Source organism: Arthrobacter sp. SAFR-044, from assembly GCF_059414985.1.
Genome location: NZ_JBPFDN010000002.1, coordinates 222204 through 239968, shown reverse-complemented (window position 1 = coordinate 239968; position 17765 = coordinate 222204). Strand labels below are relative to the sequence as shown.

12 protein-coding genes are annotated in these 17765 nt (G+C 66.4%); 8 read left to right on the top strand and 4 right to left on the bottom strand.

Annotated elements, in window-relative coordinates; genetic code table 11:
• Positions 1-15: 15 nt before the first annotated feature.
• The gene (glmS, locus tag ACR65J_RS03780) at positions 16-1908 is read left to right on the top strand and encodes a glutamine--fructose-6-phosphate transaminase (isomerizing) (RefSeq protein WP_440166216.1); all 1893 of its coding nucleotides are present in this window, start codon (positions 16-18) and stop codon (positions 1906-1908) included.
• A gap of 72 nt (positions 1909-1980) precedes the next feature.
• On the opposite strand, the gene ACR65J_RS03775 is transcribed toward glmS, so the two are convergent.
• Positions 1981-2406, bottom strand: coding sequence for a hypothetical protein (locus ACR65J_RS03775; RefSeq protein WP_440166214.1), 426 nt, complete (start codon positions 2404-2406; stop codon positions 1981-1983).
• A gap of 298 nt (positions 2407-2704) precedes the next feature.
• On the opposite strand from ACR65J_RS03775, the gene ACR65J_RS03770 reads away from it, so the two are divergent.
• The 7 genes from ACR65J_RS03770 to ACR65J_RS03740 all read left to right on the top strand — a co-directional run bounded on the left by ACR65J_RS03770 (position 2705) and on the right by ACR65J_RS03740 (position 13373).
• Positions 2705-3052, top strand: coding sequence for a holo-ACP synthase (locus ACR65J_RS03770; protein WP_159631405.1), 348 nt, complete (start codon positions 2705-2707; stop codon positions 3050-3052).
• A 16-nt stretch (positions 3053-3068) separates the two neighbouring features.
• Positions 3069-4652, top strand: coding sequence for an NAD(P)H-hydrate epimerase (locus tag ACR65J_RS03765; RefSeq protein WP_440166212.1), 1584 nt, complete (start codon positions 3069-3071; stop codon positions 4650-4652).
• Between the two features lie 69 nt (positions 4653-4721).
• Complete coding sequence (gene glgX / locus ACR65J_RS03760) at positions 4722-6980, top strand: glycogen debranching protein GlgX (RefSeq protein ID WP_440166211.1); 2259 nt, start codon at positions 4722-4724, stop codon at positions 6978-6980.
• The gene (gene treY / locus ACR65J_RS03755; RefSeq protein WP_440166209.1) at positions 6977-9304 is read left to right on the top strand and encodes a malto-oligosyltrehalose synthase; all 2328 of its coding nucleotides are present in this window, start codon (positions 6977-6979) and stop codon (positions 9302-9304) included. Before glgX ends, treY begins: the two co-directional genes overlap by 4 nt.
• Positions 9301-11091 carry a malto-oligosyltrehalose trehalohydrolase gene (gene treZ / locus ACR65J_RS03750; RefSeq protein ID WP_440166207.1) on the top strand — a complete coding sequence of 597 codons (1791 nt, stop codon included), beginning with the start codon at positions 9301-9303 and terminating at the stop codon, positions 11089-11091. Before treY ends, treZ begins: the two co-directional genes overlap by 4 nt.
• On the top strand, positions 11088-12128 hold the full coding sequence (gene mgrA / locus ACR65J_RS03745; protein WP_440166205.1) for an L-glyceraldehyde 3-phosphate reductase: 1041 nt from the start codon (positions 11088-11090) through the stop codon (positions 12126-12128). Before treZ ends, mgrA begins: the two co-directional genes overlap by 4 nt.
• Positions 12129-12287: 159 nt before the next feature.
• The gene (locus ACR65J_RS03740; RefSeq protein WP_440166203.1) at positions 12288-13373 is read left to right on the top strand and encodes an inositol-3-phosphate synthase; all 1086 of its coding nucleotides are present in this window, start codon (positions 12288-12290) and stop codon (positions 13371-13373) included.
• 223 nt (positions 13374-13596) lie between these two features.
• On the opposite strand, the gene ACR65J_RS03735 is transcribed toward ACR65J_RS03740, so the two are convergent.
• From ACR65J_RS03735 to mshA, 3 genes are all read right to left on the bottom strand, one after another.
• Positions 13597-14214 (bottom strand): endonuclease domain-containing protein, encoded by a 618-nt coding sequence (locus ACR65J_RS03735; protein ID WP_440166201.1) that lies wholly within the window; start codon positions 14212-14214, stop codon positions 13597-13599.
• A gap of 489 nt (positions 14215-14703) precedes the next feature.
• A complete protein-coding gene (locus tag ACR65J_RS03730; RefSeq protein ID WP_440166200.1) occupies positions 14704-16380 on the bottom strand; it encodes a formate--tetrahydrofolate ligase in 1677 nt (558 codons plus the stop codon).
• Positions 16381-16487: 107 nt separating this feature from the next.
• The gene (gene mshA, locus ACR65J_RS03725) at positions 16488-17753 is read right to left on the bottom strand and encodes a D-inositol-3-phosphate glycosyltransferase (protein WP_440166199.1); all 1266 of its coding nucleotides are present in this window, start codon (positions 17751-17753) and stop codon (positions 16488-16490) included.
• Positions 17754-17765: the final 12 nt, after the last annotated feature.

Here is a 17765-nt window from a genome sequence, read left to right as displayed (position 1 = left end):
GATAGTCTTGTGCCTATGTGTGGAATCGTGGGTTACGTAGGCCGTTCGGTTGACGGTGCAATTAATGGTCACAGTGCGTTGGATGTTGTCCTTGAGGGGCTGCGGCGTCTGGAGTACCGCGGTTATGACTCTGCCGGTGTGGCTGTGGTGTCCCAGGGGGCTATTGAGTCGCGGAAGAAGTCCGGGAAGCTGAGCAACCTGATCGGTGAGTTGGAAGCCCACCCGCTGCCGGAGACCCTGACCGGTATTGGCCACACGCGGTGGGCCACGCACGGCGGCCCGACGGACCGCAACGCGCACCCGCACCTGGCCGACGGCGGCAAGCTCGCCGTGATCCACAACGGCATCATTGAAAACTTCGCCGAGCTCAAGCTCGAGCTGCTGGAAAAGGGCGTGACGTTCCTGTCCGAAACGGACACGGAGGTCGCCGCGGCGCTGCTGGCTGACATCCTGCGCAACCAGCTGGGCGGGGACCCGGCCAACGGGGGCCTGACCCGGGCCATGGAGCTGGCGTGCCAGCGCCTTGAGGGTGCCTTCACGCTGCTGGCCGTGCACGCGGACCAGCCCGACGTCGTCGTCGCTGCCCGGCGTAACTCACCGCTGGTGGTGGGCCTGGGCGAGGGGGAGAACTTCCTGGGCTCGGACGTGTCCGGGTTCATTGATTACACCCGCCGCGCGGTGGAGCTGGGCCAGGACCAGATCGTCACGATCACCGCTGACAGCGTGACCATCACCGATTTTTACGGCAACCCGGCCCAGGGCAAGGAATACCACGTGGACTGGGACCCGGCGTCGGCGGAAAAGGGCGGGTTCTCCTCGTTCATGGAGAAGGAAATCAATGACCAGCCCGATGCCGTGGCGCAGACCCTGCTGGGCCGGTCGGACCTGGACGGCAAGCTGACCCTGGATGAGCTGCGGATCGACCCGGAGTTGCTGAAGCAGGTCAACAAGATCATCGTGCTGGCCTGCGGCACGGCCGCGTATGCGGGCATGGTGGCGAAGTACGCGATCGAGAACTGGTGCCGGATCCCCACCGAGGTGGAGCTCGCGCATGAGTTCCGTTACCGGGATCCGATCCTGGACGAGAAGACCCTGGTGGTGTCCATCTCCCAGTCCGGTGAGACCATGGACACCCTGATGGCTGTCCGGTACGCCCGGGAACAGGGTGCGAAGACCATCTCGATCTGCAACACCAACGGCTCCACCATCCCGCGCGAATCCGACGCCGTGCTGTACACGCACGCCGGCCCGGAGATCGCGGTGGCCTCCACCAAGGCGTTCCTGGCCCAGATCACCGCCGCGTACCTGCTGGGCCTGTACCTGGCGCAGCTGCGCGGGAACATCTTCTCGGGCCAGATCAAGGACGTCCTGGCGGACCTGAACAAGATCCCCGCGAAGATCCAGACCATCCTGGACAACGCCGGTCCGCTGCGCGAGCTGGCCCGGTCCATGGCCAACGAGAAGTCGGTGCTGTTCCTGGGCCGGCACGTGGGTTATCCCGTGGCGCTCGAGGGCGCGTTGAAGCTCAAGGAAATCGCGTACATCCACGCCGAAGGGTTCGCCGCCGGTGAGCTCAAGCACGGCCCCATCGCCCTGATCGATGAAGGCCAGCCCGTGTTCGTCGTCGTCCCGTCCCCGAGGGGGCGTGACTCGCTGCACGCCAAGGTGGTCTCCAACATCCAGGAAGTCCGTGCCCGCGGCGCCCGGACCCTGGTCATCGCCGAGGAAGGCGACGAAGCAGTGAAGGCCTACGCCGAGTACGTCTTCTACGTCCCCGAGACGCCCACCCTGCTGATGCCCCTGCTGACCACCGTCCCGCTGCAGATCTTCGCCGCGGAACTCGCCGCAGCCAAGGGCTACGACGTGGACCAGCCCCGCAACCTCGCCAAGAGCGTCACCGTCGAATAGCCGGCACACATAACCGGCGCACCGCAGGACAGCTGAAGCCCCGGGCCCCACGGCCTGGGGCTTCTGTTTTGCCTAGCGGTTTTTGATGCTGCTGAGTCGGAACTGGATGATCCGTTCCGGGTCGTTCTCTGCCAACTTCAGCACCCGGACCTCAACGTCGTAGCCGTCCAGCACTCCGGTTGCGCTGCAGGCCACATACATTCCGGTGACATTCGACGGAAGAGGGGACGTTTCACAGTCCCCGGCCACCTTCCCGCCCAACCCTGCTTCAACGCTTATTCTGCGAATATCGGCGGGCCCAGGCGGCTGCTGCGTCCTGTACTGGCGCCACATGCTGTCACAGGGAACAGCGACGGGGGTGCAGAAGATGCCGCCGCTGACGTTTTCACCATCCGGTTCCCACCCGGCCAACGGGTGGAGCTTGTCGGCGAGGGACACCATCCGGGCCGTTCCCAGCACGTAGGAGGCTTGGAACAGAAGAAGCGGAGTGGCGATCACAGCCAGTGCGATCAGTATTCCTTTAAGAGCCGTTCGCCAAGGTCTTCTCCTCCGTGGCGGCTGGGAGCCCGTAGAGTTGTCCATAGGGCATTATCTCCAGCGAATGGAAAAACGTTAACGCCTCGGGGTGAGCGGGTTTGCGTAACTTTTGGCCCTCCCCGGCCACTGAGGCCCTGGGCTTTCAAGGCTCGCTCTGTGCGATCAGCCTGTAAGTGACGCTTTTCCGCTCATGGCGGACAGGGCGAATGACCGGCGTGCGTCGCCTTCCCGCCGGGAGTGCCGCCGTAGAATGGCACCCATGATCGTTGGCATTGGGGTAGACGTAGTAGACATCGAGCGGTTCGGCCGCCAGCTGGAACGGACGCCGGGCCTGAGGGACCGCCTGTTCGTGCCCGCGGAGCGGGAGCTGAACACCCGCTCCCTGGCCGCCCGGTTCGCCGCGAAGGAAGCGGTGGCCAAGGTCCTCGGTGCGCCCGCCGGCATGAACTGGCAGGACTGCTGGATCGGCCTCGACCGGAACGGGCCCACCGTGCAGGTGAAGGGGACCGTCCTTGCAGTTGCCGAGGCCAAGGGCGTCAAGCGCTGGCACCTTTCCATCAGCCACGACGGCGGCATCGCCACGGCCACGGTCCTGGCCGAGGGCTGACCCAGGCTTCCGCCGCATGATCAGCGCCTACACCGGAACGCAGGTCCGGGCCGCAGAGGAACCCCTCCTGGCCGCCGGACAGGGGGACGCGCTCATGCAGCGCGCCGCGCACGGACTGGCCAACGCCGTCGTCAATGAACTCAAGTCCCGCGGCACGCGGCTGAACGGTTCGCGGGTGCTGGTGCTGGCCGGCAAGGGCAACAACGGCGGCGACGGCCTGTTCGCCGGTGCCTTCCTGGCGGCCCGCGGAATGCGTACGACGGCGGTCCTCACCGGGGATGCGGCCCATCCGGCCGGCCTGGCCGCGTTTGAGCGCGCGGGCGGCCGGGTGCAGCGGCTCACTGAAGCGGCACTTCAGGAACTGGGTGCAGAAGCCGCCCGGGCCGACGTCGTCATTGATGCGGTACTGGGGACCGGCGCCAAGGGCGGGCTGCGGGGGATTGCCGCGGACCTGGTCAAGGCTGTCGCGGACGCAGACCGTCACGGCCTTGTGGTGGCCTGCGATCTTCCCAGCGGCGTCGATGCGGACACCGGTGAGGCCGCCGCCCCCGTCCTGCCGGCTGACCTGACCGTGACGTTCGGGGGAGCGAAGAACGGGCTGCTGGCCGACCCCGGCGCAGACTTTGCCGGCCGGGTGCTGGTGGTGCCTATCGGGATTGAGGAGCACCTGCCGCAGCCGTCCCTGCGCCGCCTCGAGGATGCAGACATGGCGCGGCTCCTGCCGCACCCGGCCCGGCGGGCGCAGAAGTACTCCCGCGGCGTGCTGGGCGTGGTGGCCGGCTCCGAGGACTACCCCGGCGCTGCCGTCCTCGCATGCCGCGGCGCACTGGCCGCCGGAGTGGGCATGGTCAGGTACCTCGGGCCGCCGTCGGTGGCCCGCCTGGTCCGCCAGTCCTGCCCCGAGGTTGTCTGCAGCACGGGAACCGTTTCGGAAAACCGCGTGCAGGCCTGGCTGGTGGGCTCGGGCATGGGGCCACGGGATCATGAGCAGCTGACCCGGGCACGGGACGCGATTGCGTCGGACCTTCCGGTCGTGGCCGACGCCGGCGCGCTGCCCGCGCTGCCGGCCATCCTCGCCCCGCACGTGGTGCTGACGCCGCACGCCGGGGAGCTCGCCTCCCTGTTCCAGCGGCTCGGCCGCGGTGAGGACCGGGAAGCTGTGGAAGCGGGCACGCTCGCTGCCGTCCGCCACGCGGCTGACCGCACCGGCGCCACCGTCCTGCTCAAGGGTGCCACCACCCTCGTCGCCGTACCCTGGGGCGCCACCTTCAGCCAGGCCGACGGCACGCCCTGGCTCGCCACTGCCGGCAGCGGGGACGTGCTGGCCGGCGTCATTGGTGCGCTGCTTGCCCAGGCGGGGTCCGACGTCGGCCGCTTCAGTAATCTGGGCGTCGATGCAGACGGGCGGTGGGGCGCCATCGCCGCGCTGGGTGCTGCACTGCACGGCCAGGCGGGGCGGGCGGCCTCGGAGGCTGTGTCCGGCGGCCCGATCGCCGCTGGCGGAATCGCGGACGCCCTACCCGAAATCTGGGGTAAAGTCAGCATGCTTAGTAACTATGGAGCCTGGAAACGTAATAGTCACAGCCAACCACTACGGTAGGCATTAGTTCGCACCAGCAGTAGGGGCGTTCCAATGCCGTCTGCTGCTGACAAAATAATGAGGAGCACGATGGAAGTCTGGCCTGGAAACGCCTACCCGCTGGGAGCTACCTTTGACGGCACCGGCACCAACTTCGCCCTGTTCAGCGAACGGGCGGAACGGGTCGAACTCTGCCTCCTGGCCGACGACTTGACCGAGACCCGGATCGAGCTCACTGAAGTGGACGGCTACGTGTGGCACTGCTACCTGCCCCACATCCAGCCAGGCCAGAAGTACGGTTACCGGGTGCACGGGCCCTACGACCCCGCAAGCGGCAACCGCTTCAACCCGAACAAGCTGCTGATGGACCCCTACGCCAAGGCCATCCAGGGCCAGATCGACTGGGACCCTGCCCTGTTCTCCTACGAGTTCGGCGACCCCGATTCCCGCAACGATGCCGACTCCGCGCCGCACACTATGCACGGCGTGGTCATCAACCCGTTCTTCGAATGGGACGGCGACCGCCAGCTGAAGATCCCGTACCACCAGTCGGTCATCTACGAAGCCCACGTCAAGGGCCTCACCGAGCTGCACCCGGAGATCCCCGAAGAGCAGCGCGGCACCTATGCCGGCGTGGCGCACCCGGCGGTCATCGAGCATATGAAGAAGCTTGGCGTCACCGCCATCGAGCTCATGCCCGTCCACCAGTTCGTCAACGACGGCACCCTGGAGGAGAAGGGGCTCAACAACTACTGGGGCTACAACACCATCGGTTTCTTCGCGCCGCAGAACAGCTACAGCGCAACAGGCGATGTGGGGCACCAGGTGCAGGAATTCAAGGCCATGGTCCGCGACCTGCACCGCGCCGGCATTGAAGTGATCCTCGACGTCGTCTACAACCACACCGCGGAGGGCAACCACCTGGGCCCCACGCTGTCCTTCAAGGGCATCGACAACCAGGCCTACTACCGCCTGGTGGACAACGACCTCAAGCACTACATGGACTACACGGGTACCGGCAACTCGCTGAACGTCCGCCACCCGCACTCCCTGCAGTTGCTCATGGATTCCCTGCGCTACTGGGTTACCGAGATGCACGTGGACGGCTTCCGCTTCGACCTTGCCTCCACCCTGGCCCGTGAGTTCTACGATGTGGACAAGCTCTCCACCTTCTTCGAACTCATCCAGCAGGACCCGGTAGTGTCCCAGGTCAAGCTGATCGCCGAGCCGTGGGATGTTGGTCCCGGCGGCTACCAGGTGGGCAACTTCCCGCCGCAGTGGACGGAATGGAACGGCAAGTACCGCGACACCGTCCGCGATTTCTGGCGTGGCGAGCCCTCCACCCTGGGCGAGTTCGCGTCACGCCTCACCGGCTCCGCCGACCTGTACGAAAGCTCGGCCCGCCGCCCGGTCGCGTCCATCAACTTCGTCACCGCCCACGACGGCTTCACCATGCGGGACCTGGTCTCCTACAACGAGAAGCACAATGAGGCCAACGGCGAAGGCAACAACGACGGCGAATCGCACAACCGGTCCTGGAACTGCGGCGTGGAGGGTGACACCGATGACGACACCGTCCTGACCCTGCGGGCCCGCCAGCAGCGGAACTTCATCGCCACGCTGCTGCTCTCCCAGGGCGTCCCCATGCTGCTGCACGGCGACGAGCTGGGCCGCACCCAGCAGGGCAACAACAACACCTACTGCCAGGACTCCGAGCTCAGCTGGATCCACTGGGAAGCCATGGACCAGCCGCTGGTGGAGTTCACTGCCTTCGTCAACAAGCTCCGGCACGACCACCCCACGTTCCGCCGCAGCCGCTTCTTCGACGGCCGCCCAGTGCGCCGTGGCGAAGGCGAAAAGCTGCCGGACATTGTCTGGCTGAAGACTGACGGCACCGAAATGCTGCCGGAAGACTGGGGGAGCGGCTTCGGCCGGACCATCGGCGTGTTCTACAACGGTGACGGCATCCAGGAACAGGATTCACGCGGCCGCCGGATCACCGATGACAGCTTCATCATGGCGTTCAACGCGCACGACGACGTGGTTGACTTCTGCCTTCCCTCCGACGAGTACTCGCAGTACTGGGAGGTGCTCATCGATACGGCCAAGCAGGCCGACGCCTACGAGCCCCTCAAGGCGAAAGCGACACTGACCCTGGAGGCGAAGTCAATGGTGGTGCTGCGCGCCTACTCCGGCCCCGAGGAAGAAGTGGACCTGTCCGCCGCGGCCTCGCTGGCCTCCATGGCCGAGCATGAGGAAGCCCAGGAGGAAATGGTGGACGCCCAGACCAAGGCGGCCGAAGCCAGCGAGGCAAGGGCAACGGGCGCCGAAGCGGACACGAAAGCATGAGGGCCCCGGTCTCCACTTACCGGCTGCAGATCCGCAGCAGCTTCACCCTGTTTGACGCCGCCGCCACGGTTCCGTACCTGAAGGACCTTGGCGTGGACTGGGTGTACCTGTCGCCCATCCTCACTGCGGAGAAGGGCTCGGACCACGGCTACGACGTGACCGACCCCTCCGCCGTGGATCCGGACCGCGGCGGTCCGGGAGGCCTGTTGGCCCTCTCCAAGGCAGCCCGCGAGCACGGCATGGGCGTCCTGGTGGACATCGTGCCCAACCACGTGGGCGTGGCCACCCCGATCCAGAACCCCTGGTGGTGCTCCCTGCTTAAGGAAGGCCGCGAATCGCCCTACGCCGAAGCGTTCGACGTCGACTGGGACCTGGGCGGCGGAAAGGTCCGGCTGCCCATGCTGGGCTCGGATGCCGACCTGGACAAGCTGGAGATCAAGGACGGCGAACTCCGGTACTACGACCACCGCTTCCCGCTGGCCGAGGGTACGTACAGCGAGGGCGACTCCCCGCAGGACGTGCACAGCCGCCAGCACTACCAGCTGATGGACTGGCGCCGCGCGGATGCCGAACTGAACTACCGGCGCTTCTTCGCGGTCACCACGCTCGCCGGCATCCGCGTGGAGGAGCCCTCCGTCTTCGAGAAGGCCCATGCCGAGGTGGGCCGCTGGTTCACCGAGGGCCTGGTGGACGGGCTCCGCGTGGACCACCCGGACGGGCTGGCTGATCCCGCCGGCTACCTCCGCTGGCTCAAGGACCTCAGCGGCGGGGCCTACGTCCTGGTGGAGAAGATCCTTGAACCCGGCGAGGTGCTGCCGCAGGACTTTGCCTGCGAAGGAACCACCGGCTATGACGCACTGGCGGACGTGGACCGGCTCTTCGTTGACCCGGCAGGACAGCAGGGCCTGGACGCCCTGGACGCCTCGCTGCGGGGAACGCCTGAGCCGGCCGACTACGCAGAGATGATCCGCGGCACCAAGCGCATGATCGCCGACGGCATCCTGCGCTCCGAGGTGCTGCGCCTGGCCCGGCTGGTTCCCGAGTCCTACGGCATCACCGTGGACCAAGCCGCCGACGCCATCGCGGAGATCATCGCGTCCTTCCCCGTCTACCGGTCCTATCTGCCCATCGGCGCGGATGTCCTCAAGGAGGCCTGTGAGTCGGCCGCCGCGCACCGGCCGGACCTGGAAGTACCCGTGGGAACCCTCCTGCCGCTGCTGCTGGACCCTGCCAATCCCATCGCCATCCGGTTCCAGCAGACCTCCGGCATGGTGATGGCCAAGGGCGTGGAGGACACCGCGTTCTACCGCTACACCCGGCTGGGCACCCTGACCGAGGTGGGCGCCGAGCCCACCGAGTTCGCCGTGGCGCCGGAGGAATTCCACCGGCGGATGCAGCGGCGCCAGCAGGAGCTGCCGCTGTCCATGACCACCCTGTCCACCCACGACACCAAACGCAGCGAGGATGCCCGGGCGCGGATCTCGGTCATGGCCGAGCTGCCGGAAGAGTGGGCGGAAACGTTGGCGACGCTCCGCGGGCTGGCGCCGATTCCGGACGGACCCTACGAGAACCTGCTGTGGCAGGCGATCGTCGGAGCCTGGCCGGCAAGCCGGGAACGGCTCCAGGGCTACGCGGAAAAAGCGGCCCGGGAGGCCGGCAATTCCACCAAGTGGACCGATCCCAACGAGGACTTCGAGTCCAAGGTCAAAGCTGCCGTGGATGCGGTCTTCGACGACGCCAGGGTCGCCAAGGTGGTTGAGGGTTTCGTCGCCCGCATCGACGATTTTGCCGCCGCCAACTCCGTCTCCGCCAAGCTGGTCCAGCTGACCATGCCCGGCGTGCCGGACGTTTACCAGGGCAGCGAGTTCTGGGAACGCTCACTCACCGACCCGGACAACCGCCGGCCCGTGGACTTCGGTGCACGGCAAGCGGAGCTGGCAAAGCTCGACGCCGGCACGTTGCCGGACGCGGGCACAGAGGCCAGCAAGCTGCTGGTCACCTCTCGGGCCCTGCGCCTGCGCCGCGACCGTCCGGACCTGTTCCAGGGCTACACCCCGGTGGCAGCAACCGGCGCAGCCGCCGGACACCTGCTCGCGTTCAGCCGCGGAACCGACGCTTCCTCCGGCGCCCTCACGCTGGCCACCCGGCTGCCCGCCGGACTGCAGGCCGACGGCGGATGGCGGGACACCGCCGTCGACCTTTCCACTGCCATGCGTGACGAACTCACGGGAGCCGGCTACGGACCCGGCCAGGTTTTGGTGGCGGACGTCCTGGGTACCTACCCGGTGGCCCTGCTGGTACCCGTGGATGGAGAAAAGGCATGACCCTGGTCAACGTAGGACCCGAGCGCTTCGATGTGTGGGCGCCGGACGTTTCATCGGTGGTTTTGCTGGCTGGCGGCCGGCAATACCCCATGCAGAAGAAGGACACGGCGCCCGGCTCCGAAGGGTGGTGGACAGCACCTGACGCCCCGGCGGACGGGGACGTGGACTACGGCTACCTGCTGGACGGGGACACCACCCCTGTCCCGGACCCCCGGTCCCGCCGCCTGCCCGCCGGCGTCCACGAAAAGTCCCGCACCTACGATCCCGCCGCCTATGCCTGGCAGGATTCCGGCTGGCGCGGCAAGGACCTGCAGGGGGCCGTCATCTACGAGCTCCACGTGGGCACCTGCACCCCTGAAGGAACCCTGGACGCTGCGGTGGACAAGCTGGGCTACCTGGTGGACCTGGGCATCGATTTCGTGGAACTGCTGCCGGTCAACGGCTTCAACGGAACGCACAACTGGGGCTACGACGGCGTCCAGTGGTACACCGTGCACGAAGGGTACGGCGGGCCGGCCGCGTACCAGCGGTTCGTCGACGCTGCCCATGCCGCAGGCCTTGGCGTCATCCAGGACGTGGTCTACAACCACCTGGGACCAAGCGGCAATTACCTCCCCAAGTTCGGCCCGTACCTGAAGCAGGGCGACGCCAACACCTGGGGCGACTCGGTGAACCTGGACGGGCCCGGCTCCGATGTGGTGCGTGAATACATCCTGGACAACGCCGCCCTGTGGCTGCGCGATTACCACGTGGACGGGCTCCGGCTCGACGCCGTGCACGCGCTGCGGGACGAGCGGGCCGTGCACATCCTGGAGGACCTTGGCGCCCTGGGCGATGCCGTTGCGGCGGAAACCGGGCTGCCCAAGACCCTCATCGCGGAGTCGGACCTGAACAACCCCCGCCTGATCTATCCCCGGGACGTCAACGGGTACGGCTTGGCAGGGCAGTGGAGCGACGACTTCCATCACGCCGTGCACGTCAGCGTCAGCGGCGAAACCACGGGCTACTACTCGGACTTCGAGTCCCTGGCCGTGCTGGCCAAGGTCCTGAAGGACGGGTTCCTGCACGACGGCAGCTACTCCAGCTTCCGCGGCCGGCACCATGGCAGGCCCATCAACGCCTCGCTGGCCCAGCCGGCGGCGCTGGTGGTGTGCAACCAGAACCACGACCAGATCGGCAACCGAGCCACGGGGGACAGGCTCTCGCAGTCGCTGTCCTACGGGCAGTTGGCCGTGGCCGCGGTCCTCACGCTGACCTCCCCGTTCACGCCCATGCTGTTCATGGGCGAGGAATACGGGGCCTCCACGCCCTGGCAGTTCTTCACCTCCCACCCGGAACCCGAGCTCGGGAAGGCCACCGCGGAAGGCCGCATCAAGGAATTTGAGCGCATGGGGTGGGATCCCGCCGTCGTACCCGACCCGCAGGACCCGGAAACCTTCCGCCGGTCCAAGCTGGACTGGGCCGAGGCCGCCACGGGCGACCACGCGCGGCTCCTGGAGCTGTACCGGTCGCTGACAGCGCTCCGCCGCTCGCATCCTGACCTGGCGGGGCTTGGGTTCGGCGAGACAGAGGTGTCGTTCGACGACGACGCCGGCTGGCTGCGCTTCCGGCGCGGTTCCGTCGAGGTGCTGGTGAACTTCTCCGACTCGAAGGTCCGGCTGGACGATGCCTCCGGCAGCGTCCTGCTCGCTACGGACGACGGGACCGGGCTGGACGGCGGGGCCCTGGCCATGGCGCCCTGGAGTGCCGCGATCATTGAAAGCGATCAAGAGGGACAGAACGCATGACCTATACAGCAGCGGACAACCGCTACGAAACCATGCCCTACCGCCGTGTAGGCCGCAGCGGGCTCAAACTCCCGGCCATCTCCCTGGGCCTGTGGCACAACTTCGGCGACGACAAGCGCTTCGATGAACAGCGGGACATCCTCCGCCGGGCCTTCGACCTTGGCGTCAACCACTTTGACCTCGCCAACAACTACGGCCCGCCGGACGGATCCGCGGAAACGAACTTCGGCCGGCACCTGCGGGACGACTTCAAGCCCTACCGCGACGAACTGGTCATCTCCACAAAGGCCGGCTACTACATGTGGCCCGGCCCGTACGGCGAATGGGGTTCCCGCAAGTACCTGATCTCCAGCCTGGACCAGTCGCTGCAGCGGATGGGCCTGGATTACGTGGACATCTTCTACAGCCACCGCCCGGACCCCGAGACGCCCATGGAGGAAACCATGGGCGCCCTGGACTACGCCGTGCGATCCGGGAAGGCCCTGTACGCGGGGATCTCCTCCTACACCCCGGAGCAGACCCTCGAGGCCGCCCGGATCCTCAAGGAACTCGGGACGCCGCTGCTGATCCACCAGCCCAGCTATTCCATGCTCAACCGCTGGACCGAGGACGGCCCGCCGAACCTGTACGAGGTGCTTGACCAGGTGGGCGCCGGGTCCATTGCCTTCTCGCCCCTGGCGCAGGGGATGCTCACGGACCGCTACCTCCATGGCATCCCTGAGGACTCCCGTGCAGCCAAGGCGCGGTTCCTCTCCGAGGACTCCATTACGGAGGAGAAGCTGGACCGGGTGCGCGGACTGCGGAAGATCGCCGAGGGCCGCGGACAGTCCCTGGCCCAGATGGCCATCGCCTGGATCCTGCGGGACCAGCCCAAGGGTTCACCTGTCACCTCGGCGCTGGTGGGAGCCTCCAGCGTCCGGCAGTTGGAGGACACACTGTCCGCCATCAACAACCTCAACTTCACGGATGAGGAGCTCACGGCAATCGACGAATTCGCCGTGGAATCAGACATCAACCTGTGGAAGCAGAACGTCTGAGCTGGCTTTCTTTACGGGGCGGGACCGGGCGTGACAGCGCCCGGTCCCGCTCCTTCGGTAGTATGAAAAAGCGCCGTGTGGCGCAATGCCAGCCGGCCGCCGTCGTCCGTTCTTCGGAGGCCAACCAGGCCGGCTGACGTTTGTCCCCAAAGGAGTTCTGTGTCTTCACATCCCATCCGTGTTGCAATCGTGGGCGTCGGCAACTGCGCCGCCTCGCTGGTGCAGGGCGTCCAGTACTACAAGGATGCCGACCCCAACGAGACCATCCCCGGCCTGATGCATGTTGAGTTCGGCCAGTACCACGTCGGTGACGTTGAGTTCGTTGCTGCGTTCGATGTTGATGGCAAGAAGGTCGGCGTTGACCTTTCCGATGCCATCCTTGCCAGCGAGAACAACACCATCAAGATCGCCGACGTTCCGCCCACCGGCGTCACCGTCCAGCGCGGCCACACCCTGGACGGCCTGGGCAAGTACTACCTCGAGACCATCGAGCAGTCCACCGAAGAGCCCGTGGACGTTGTCCAGGCGCTCAAGGACGCCCGCGTGGACGTCATGGTCTGCTACCTGCCGGTCGGCTCACAGGAGGCTGCCGAGTTCTACGCCCAGGCTGCGATCGATGCCGGCGTCGCGTTCGTCAACGCCCTGCCCGTGTTCATTGCCGGCACCAAGGAATGGGCCGACAAGTTCACCGCCGCTGGTGTTCCGATCGTTGGGGACGACATCAAGAGCCAGATCGGCGCCACCATCACCCACCGCGTCATGGCCAAGCTGTTCGAAGACCGGGGTGTGACCCTGGACCGGACCTACCAGTTGAACGTCGGCGGCAACATGGACTTCAAGAACATGCTGGAGCGTGACCGGCTGGAGTCCAAGAAGATCTCCAAGACCCAGGCCGTGACCTCCAACGTGGAGGCCGAACTGGCTGCCAAGGACGTGCACATCGGCCCGTCCGATTACGTCCAGTGGCTCGATGACCGCAAGTGGGCGTTTGTCCGCCTGGAGGGCCGCAACTTCGGTGACGCCCCGGTGTCGCTGGAGTACAAGCTGGAAGTTTGGGATTCCCCGAACTCCGCAGGTGTGATCATCGACGCGATCCGCGCCGCCAAGATCGGCCTGGACCGCGGCATCGGCGGCCCGCTGCTCTCCGCCTCCAGCTACTTCATGAAGTCCCCGCCGGAGCAGTTCAACGACGACCTCGCCCGCGAAAAGGTCGAAGCCTTCATCCGCGGCGACGTAGAGCGCTAAATCCGGCACGCTCCCTCACCCGCCCGGGTGGGGGAGCGTCCCGCGTTAACACGCCCGCTCACTTTTGACCTGCCTTTCGCAATCCCCCGCTCACCTTTGGCATGTTTTTCCGGATCGCCCGCTCACCTTTGGCATGTTTTTCCGGATCGCCCGCTCACCTTTGGCATGTTTTTCCGGATCGCCCGCTCACCTTGGGCGGGCACGCAGGGCCTTCCCTACTGGGTCAGTGCTCCTCTGCGAACCCAGAAGCCACCGTGGAGGCGGCCACCGACGTCCTGAAAGCTCTTTTGATTTTCTTGATCGCGGCAGCGAAACCATCTTCCTGATCCGAGTTGTCGACAATGATGACTGTCCAACCGGCCGCCTCAAAGGCCTTGTCCCTGCGCCGATCACTCAGCCGCTGCGGTTCCAACAGGTGATGGCCGCCGTCGTACTGGACAGCAACTTTTCGCTGTCTGAAGCCGAGGTCAGCGGACGGCGCACGTGGATCCCCGGGGCGAAGCCCGACCTGCAACTCGGGTTCGGGAAGGCCGGCGTCCAGCATGGCTAATCGAAGGAACGTCTCTGGCGCAGAGTCCGATCCGACCCGCATCAGGTCCAGTGCTTGCCTGGCACGAACAACGCCTTGAAGATTTGGATGTCGGGCGACCAAACCCCGCAGGTCCTCAACTGTTGAGTATGCGCCCTCCCTGCCCTCAAGTTCCGGGCGGGGTATGCGGATGAGTTCGTCTCCCATAGCGACCAAGTCGTTCAAAGGCAGTTGCCGTGCCATGTCCAACCACGTTCGTGCCTTGGTGCTGATCCATATCCCCTCGACGAACTCGACCTCACCAGGCTTCACTATGACTCGATGGCCGTAGATTCCTCTTCTCCGGGCTCCGGGAAAGGCAGTGGGTTTGCTGATATGCAGCTCGTTGGAGTCGGAGAGCCAAGGGGGCAGGCGAGAGCCTCGGAGCCTCGCTGCTGTCACGTGTGAAATCCAGGCTCCGGGCGTAGCTTCCGACAAGGCCGGGCGGCCTCCGCCAGACAGAAATCCCAGCCTGCCGGACGGTAGAGTCCGCGGCTGACGTGCTGAACATCTGTGCGTCGCAAGCGGCTGCGCTGGACTCCTGCGCTCCTCGAATTCTCAAGCGTAAAAGGACTGCTGGCGAGGCGGTCAGGTAGAGGCGGGCGGGATCGCATACTGCATTCTCATACAAGCAGTGGGCGTCCGTCGGAAGTTATCCACAGGCGCTCATTAAGCGGTCCAGAGGTGAGCGGGGGTTGCTGGAAGGGCTGCCAGAGGTGAGCGGGGGTTGCTGGAAGGGCTGCCAGAGGTGAGCGGGGGTTGCTAAGTGAGGCCGATGGGGTTGCCGTCCGCGTCCACGTCCATTCGCAGCGCAGCCGGGACCGGGGGCAGGCCCGGCATGGTCATCACCGCCCCCGTCAGGGCCACGATGAAGCCCGCGCCGGTTTTGGGCAGCAGGTCGCGGACATGGATGGTGAAGCCCTTGGGGGCGCCCAGCCGGGAGGCGTCGTCCGTGAAGGAGTACTGCGTCTTGGCCATGCACACTGGCAGCGAACTCCATCCGTTCCGCTCAATATCGGCGAGCCGCTTCAGGGCCGGGACGGAGAAGTCCACACCGTCCGCGCCGTAAATTTCCTGCACAATCGTCCGGATCTTGTCCTCTATTGAGAGGCCCAGCGAGTAGAGGTGCCGGAAGCTGTTCGGCCCGGCCACCGCCTCGGCAACCAAAGCCGCGAGTTCGTCACCGCCGTCCCCGCCGCCGCCCCGGCCCCACACATCCGCCACGGCCGCCGGCACACCCTCAGCCGCACACCAGGCAAGCAGCCAGTCCAGTTCCTCGGGCGAATCGGAGGAGAACTTGTTGATGGCCACCACGGGGATCACGCCGAACTTCTCCACGTTGCGGATGTGCCGGCGCAGGTTCTCCACCCCTGCTTCCAGCGCGGCCAGGTCCGGCCGGGTCAGCTCGGCCTTGGCCAGCCCGCCCTGCATCTTCAGCGCGCGCACCGTGGCCACCACCACCACAGCGGAGGGTGCCAGGCCGCCGACCCGGGCCTTGATGTCCATGAACTTCTCCGCCCCCAGGTCGGCGCCGAAGCCCGCCTCGGTCACCACAATGTCTGCCAGCCGCCGGGCGGTCTGGGTGGCGATCAAGGAGTTGCAGCCGTGGGCTATGTTGGCAAACGGGCCGCCGTGGACCAGGGCGGGGGTGCCCGCGATGGTCTGCACGAGGTTCGGTTTGATGGCTTCCTTCAGCAGCAGGGTCAGGGCACCCTGCACTCCCAGGTCCGCCACCGTGACGGGTGTGCGGTCGTAGGTGTAGCCGAAGGTGATCCGGCCCAGGCGCTCCCTAAGGTCGGCAATATCCGTCGCAAGGCAGAAAACGGCCATGATTTCGGATGCCACGGTGATGTCGAACCCGTCCTGGCGCGGGACACCCTGGGAAGGGCCGCCCAGGCCGATCACCACTTCCCGCAGGGCACGGTCATTCATGTCCAGCACCCGCTTGAAGGTCATCCGCCGCGGGTCGATATTCAGGGCGTTCCCCTGGTAGATGTGGTTGTCCACCAGGGCCATCAGGGCATTGTTGGCCGACGTAATCGCATGGAAGTCACCGGTGAAGTGCAGGTTGATCTCATCCATGGGGAGCACCTGGGAATAGCCGCCGCCGGTGGCACCACCCTTCATGCCCAGCACCGGGCCAAGCGACGGCTCCCGCAGGGCGATCATGACCTTGTGGCCGGCGCGGGCCAGTGAGTCTGCCAGCCCTACCGTGGTGGTGGATTTGCCTTCGCCGGCCGGTGTTGGGGACATGGCCGATACCAGCACCACCTTCCCGGCCGGAGGCGGGGCGTCCAGGCGTGCGGGGTCGATCTTGGCCTTGTAACGCCCGTACAGCTCCAAGGCGTCGGGGTTGATTCCCGCGGCTGCCGCGATATCCGCGATCGGTTGGATCCGTGCAGCACGGGCTATCTGAAGATCAGATGGGAGAGCAGACATCCTTGTCCTTTCCTGCACGGGCCAGCGCCGGCATCTGTCCCTAAGCTAACAGCACGCGGGCTGGGCACGAAGGGTTGGGGACGAAGGAAAAGGCAGGCGGAGGAGTGTCAGGAAGCTGGAACTGCCGGTGCCAGGCGTCGGCCTACGAAGTTGTCGACGGCGGCGTGGTAGCTTTCCAGCGTGATGGCGGCAGTGCGCTGCCAGCCGGAGTTCTGGGCCCGGATGGCGGCGGCGCGGCCAAGGTCTTCGCGGGTGGCGGGGTCGTCGTACAGGGCCTCCAGGGCATCGGCCCAGTCGGCAGCATGGTGGCCGTCCACCAGGAGCCCGGTCCGGCCGTGGAAGATGGCGCGGGAAAGTCCTCCCACGCGGGTGGCCACCACGGGCGTGCCGCAGGCCTGGGCCTCTAGTGCCACGAGCCCGAAGGATTCGCTGAAGGAGGGCATCACCACGACGTCGGCCGCGCGGAACCAGGAGGCAAGCTCCGGCGCCTTCACGGGCGGAAGCTGCGTGACGACGTCGTCCATTCCCGCCTCTGCCACCAGGCAGCGGAGGTTGAATTCCTTGTTGCCGCTCAACGCACCAAGGATGGTGACGCGCAGGTCGATGTCCGGGCGGCGTTTCCGCAGCAGCGCCGCGGCTTTGACCAGGACCTGGGGGCCTTTCAGCCGCTGGATGCGGCCGGCGAACACCAGGTGGAACGTGTCCGGGCTGACGTCGTGCCCGGCCCTGGACCGTGCCCGGAAAGCCGGGGTGAACGTGGCCAGGTCCACGCCCGGCGGTGCGATGTCGATCCGGTCGTAGGTGGCGCCGTAGTGGGACACGAGTTCGGCGGCCTCGGAGCTGGTGTTGGCGATCAGGCGGGCAGCGCCGTCGACGATTCGGTGCTCGCCCAGTTCGCGGCGCCGGGGCTCGGGCTGCTCACCGGACTCCAGCAGCAGGTTCTTGACCTTGGCCATGGTGTGCATGGTGTGCACCAGCGGCACGCCCCACAGCTCGGACAGCTCCAGCCCCGCGATCCCGGACACCCAATAGTGCGAATGGATGACGTCGTACCGGCCGTGCGGCTGGCGGCGGCGGATCTGCTCGATTTCGGCGACCATGGCGTGCAGCAGCCCGGGAAGTTCCTCTTTGGGGATCTTCCTGGGCGGACCCGCCAGGACGTTGTGCACGCACACGCCGGGATCGGGATGCTCGACGACGGGCTGGTCGGCGGAGGTGGCGCGCGTGAAGATCTCTACCTCAACGCCTGCCTCCGCCAGCGCCGAGGCCAGCTCGCGGATGTAAACGTTCATTCCGCCCGCGTCACCGGAACCTGGCTGTTCCATGGGGGAGGTGTGGAGGGAGAGCAAAGCGACCCTGCGGATCAGTGCCACGGGACCTCCTTC

What these genes read in the sequence shown, in the direction of transcription:
- glmS (WP_440166216.1), top strand. Translation starts at nt 16, where the DNA reads ATGTGTGGAATCGTGGGTTACGTAGGCCGTTCGGTTGACGGTGCAATT.
- ACR65J_RS03770 (WP_159631405.1), top strand. Translation starts at nt 2,705, where the DNA reads ATGATCGTTGGCATTGGGGTAGACGTAGTAGACATCGAGCGGTTCGGC.
- ACR65J_RS03765 (WP_440166212.1), top strand. Translation starts at nt 3,069, where the DNA reads ATGATCAGCGCCTACACCGGAACGCAGGTCCGGGCCGCAGAGGAACCC.
- glgX (WP_440166211.1), top strand. Translation starts at nt 4,722, where the DNA reads ATGGAAGTCTGGCCTGGAAACGCCTACCCGCTGGGAGCTACCTTTGAC.
- treY (WP_440166209.1), top strand. Translation starts at nt 6,977, where the DNA reads ATGAGGGCCCCGGTCTCCACTTACCGGCTGCAGATCCGCAGCAGCTTC.
- treZ (WP_440166207.1), top strand. Translation starts at nt 9,301, where the DNA reads ATGACCCTGGTCAACGTAGGACCCGAGCGCTTCGATGTGTGGGCGCCG.
- mgrA (WP_440166205.1), top strand. Translation starts at nt 11,088, where the DNA reads ATGACCTATACAGCAGCGGACAACCGCTACGAAACCATGCCCTACCGC.
- ACR65J_RS03730 (WP_440166200.1), bottom strand. Translation starts at nt 16,380, where the DNA reads ATGTCTGCTCTCCCATCTGATCTTCAGATAGCCCGTGCTGCACGGATC.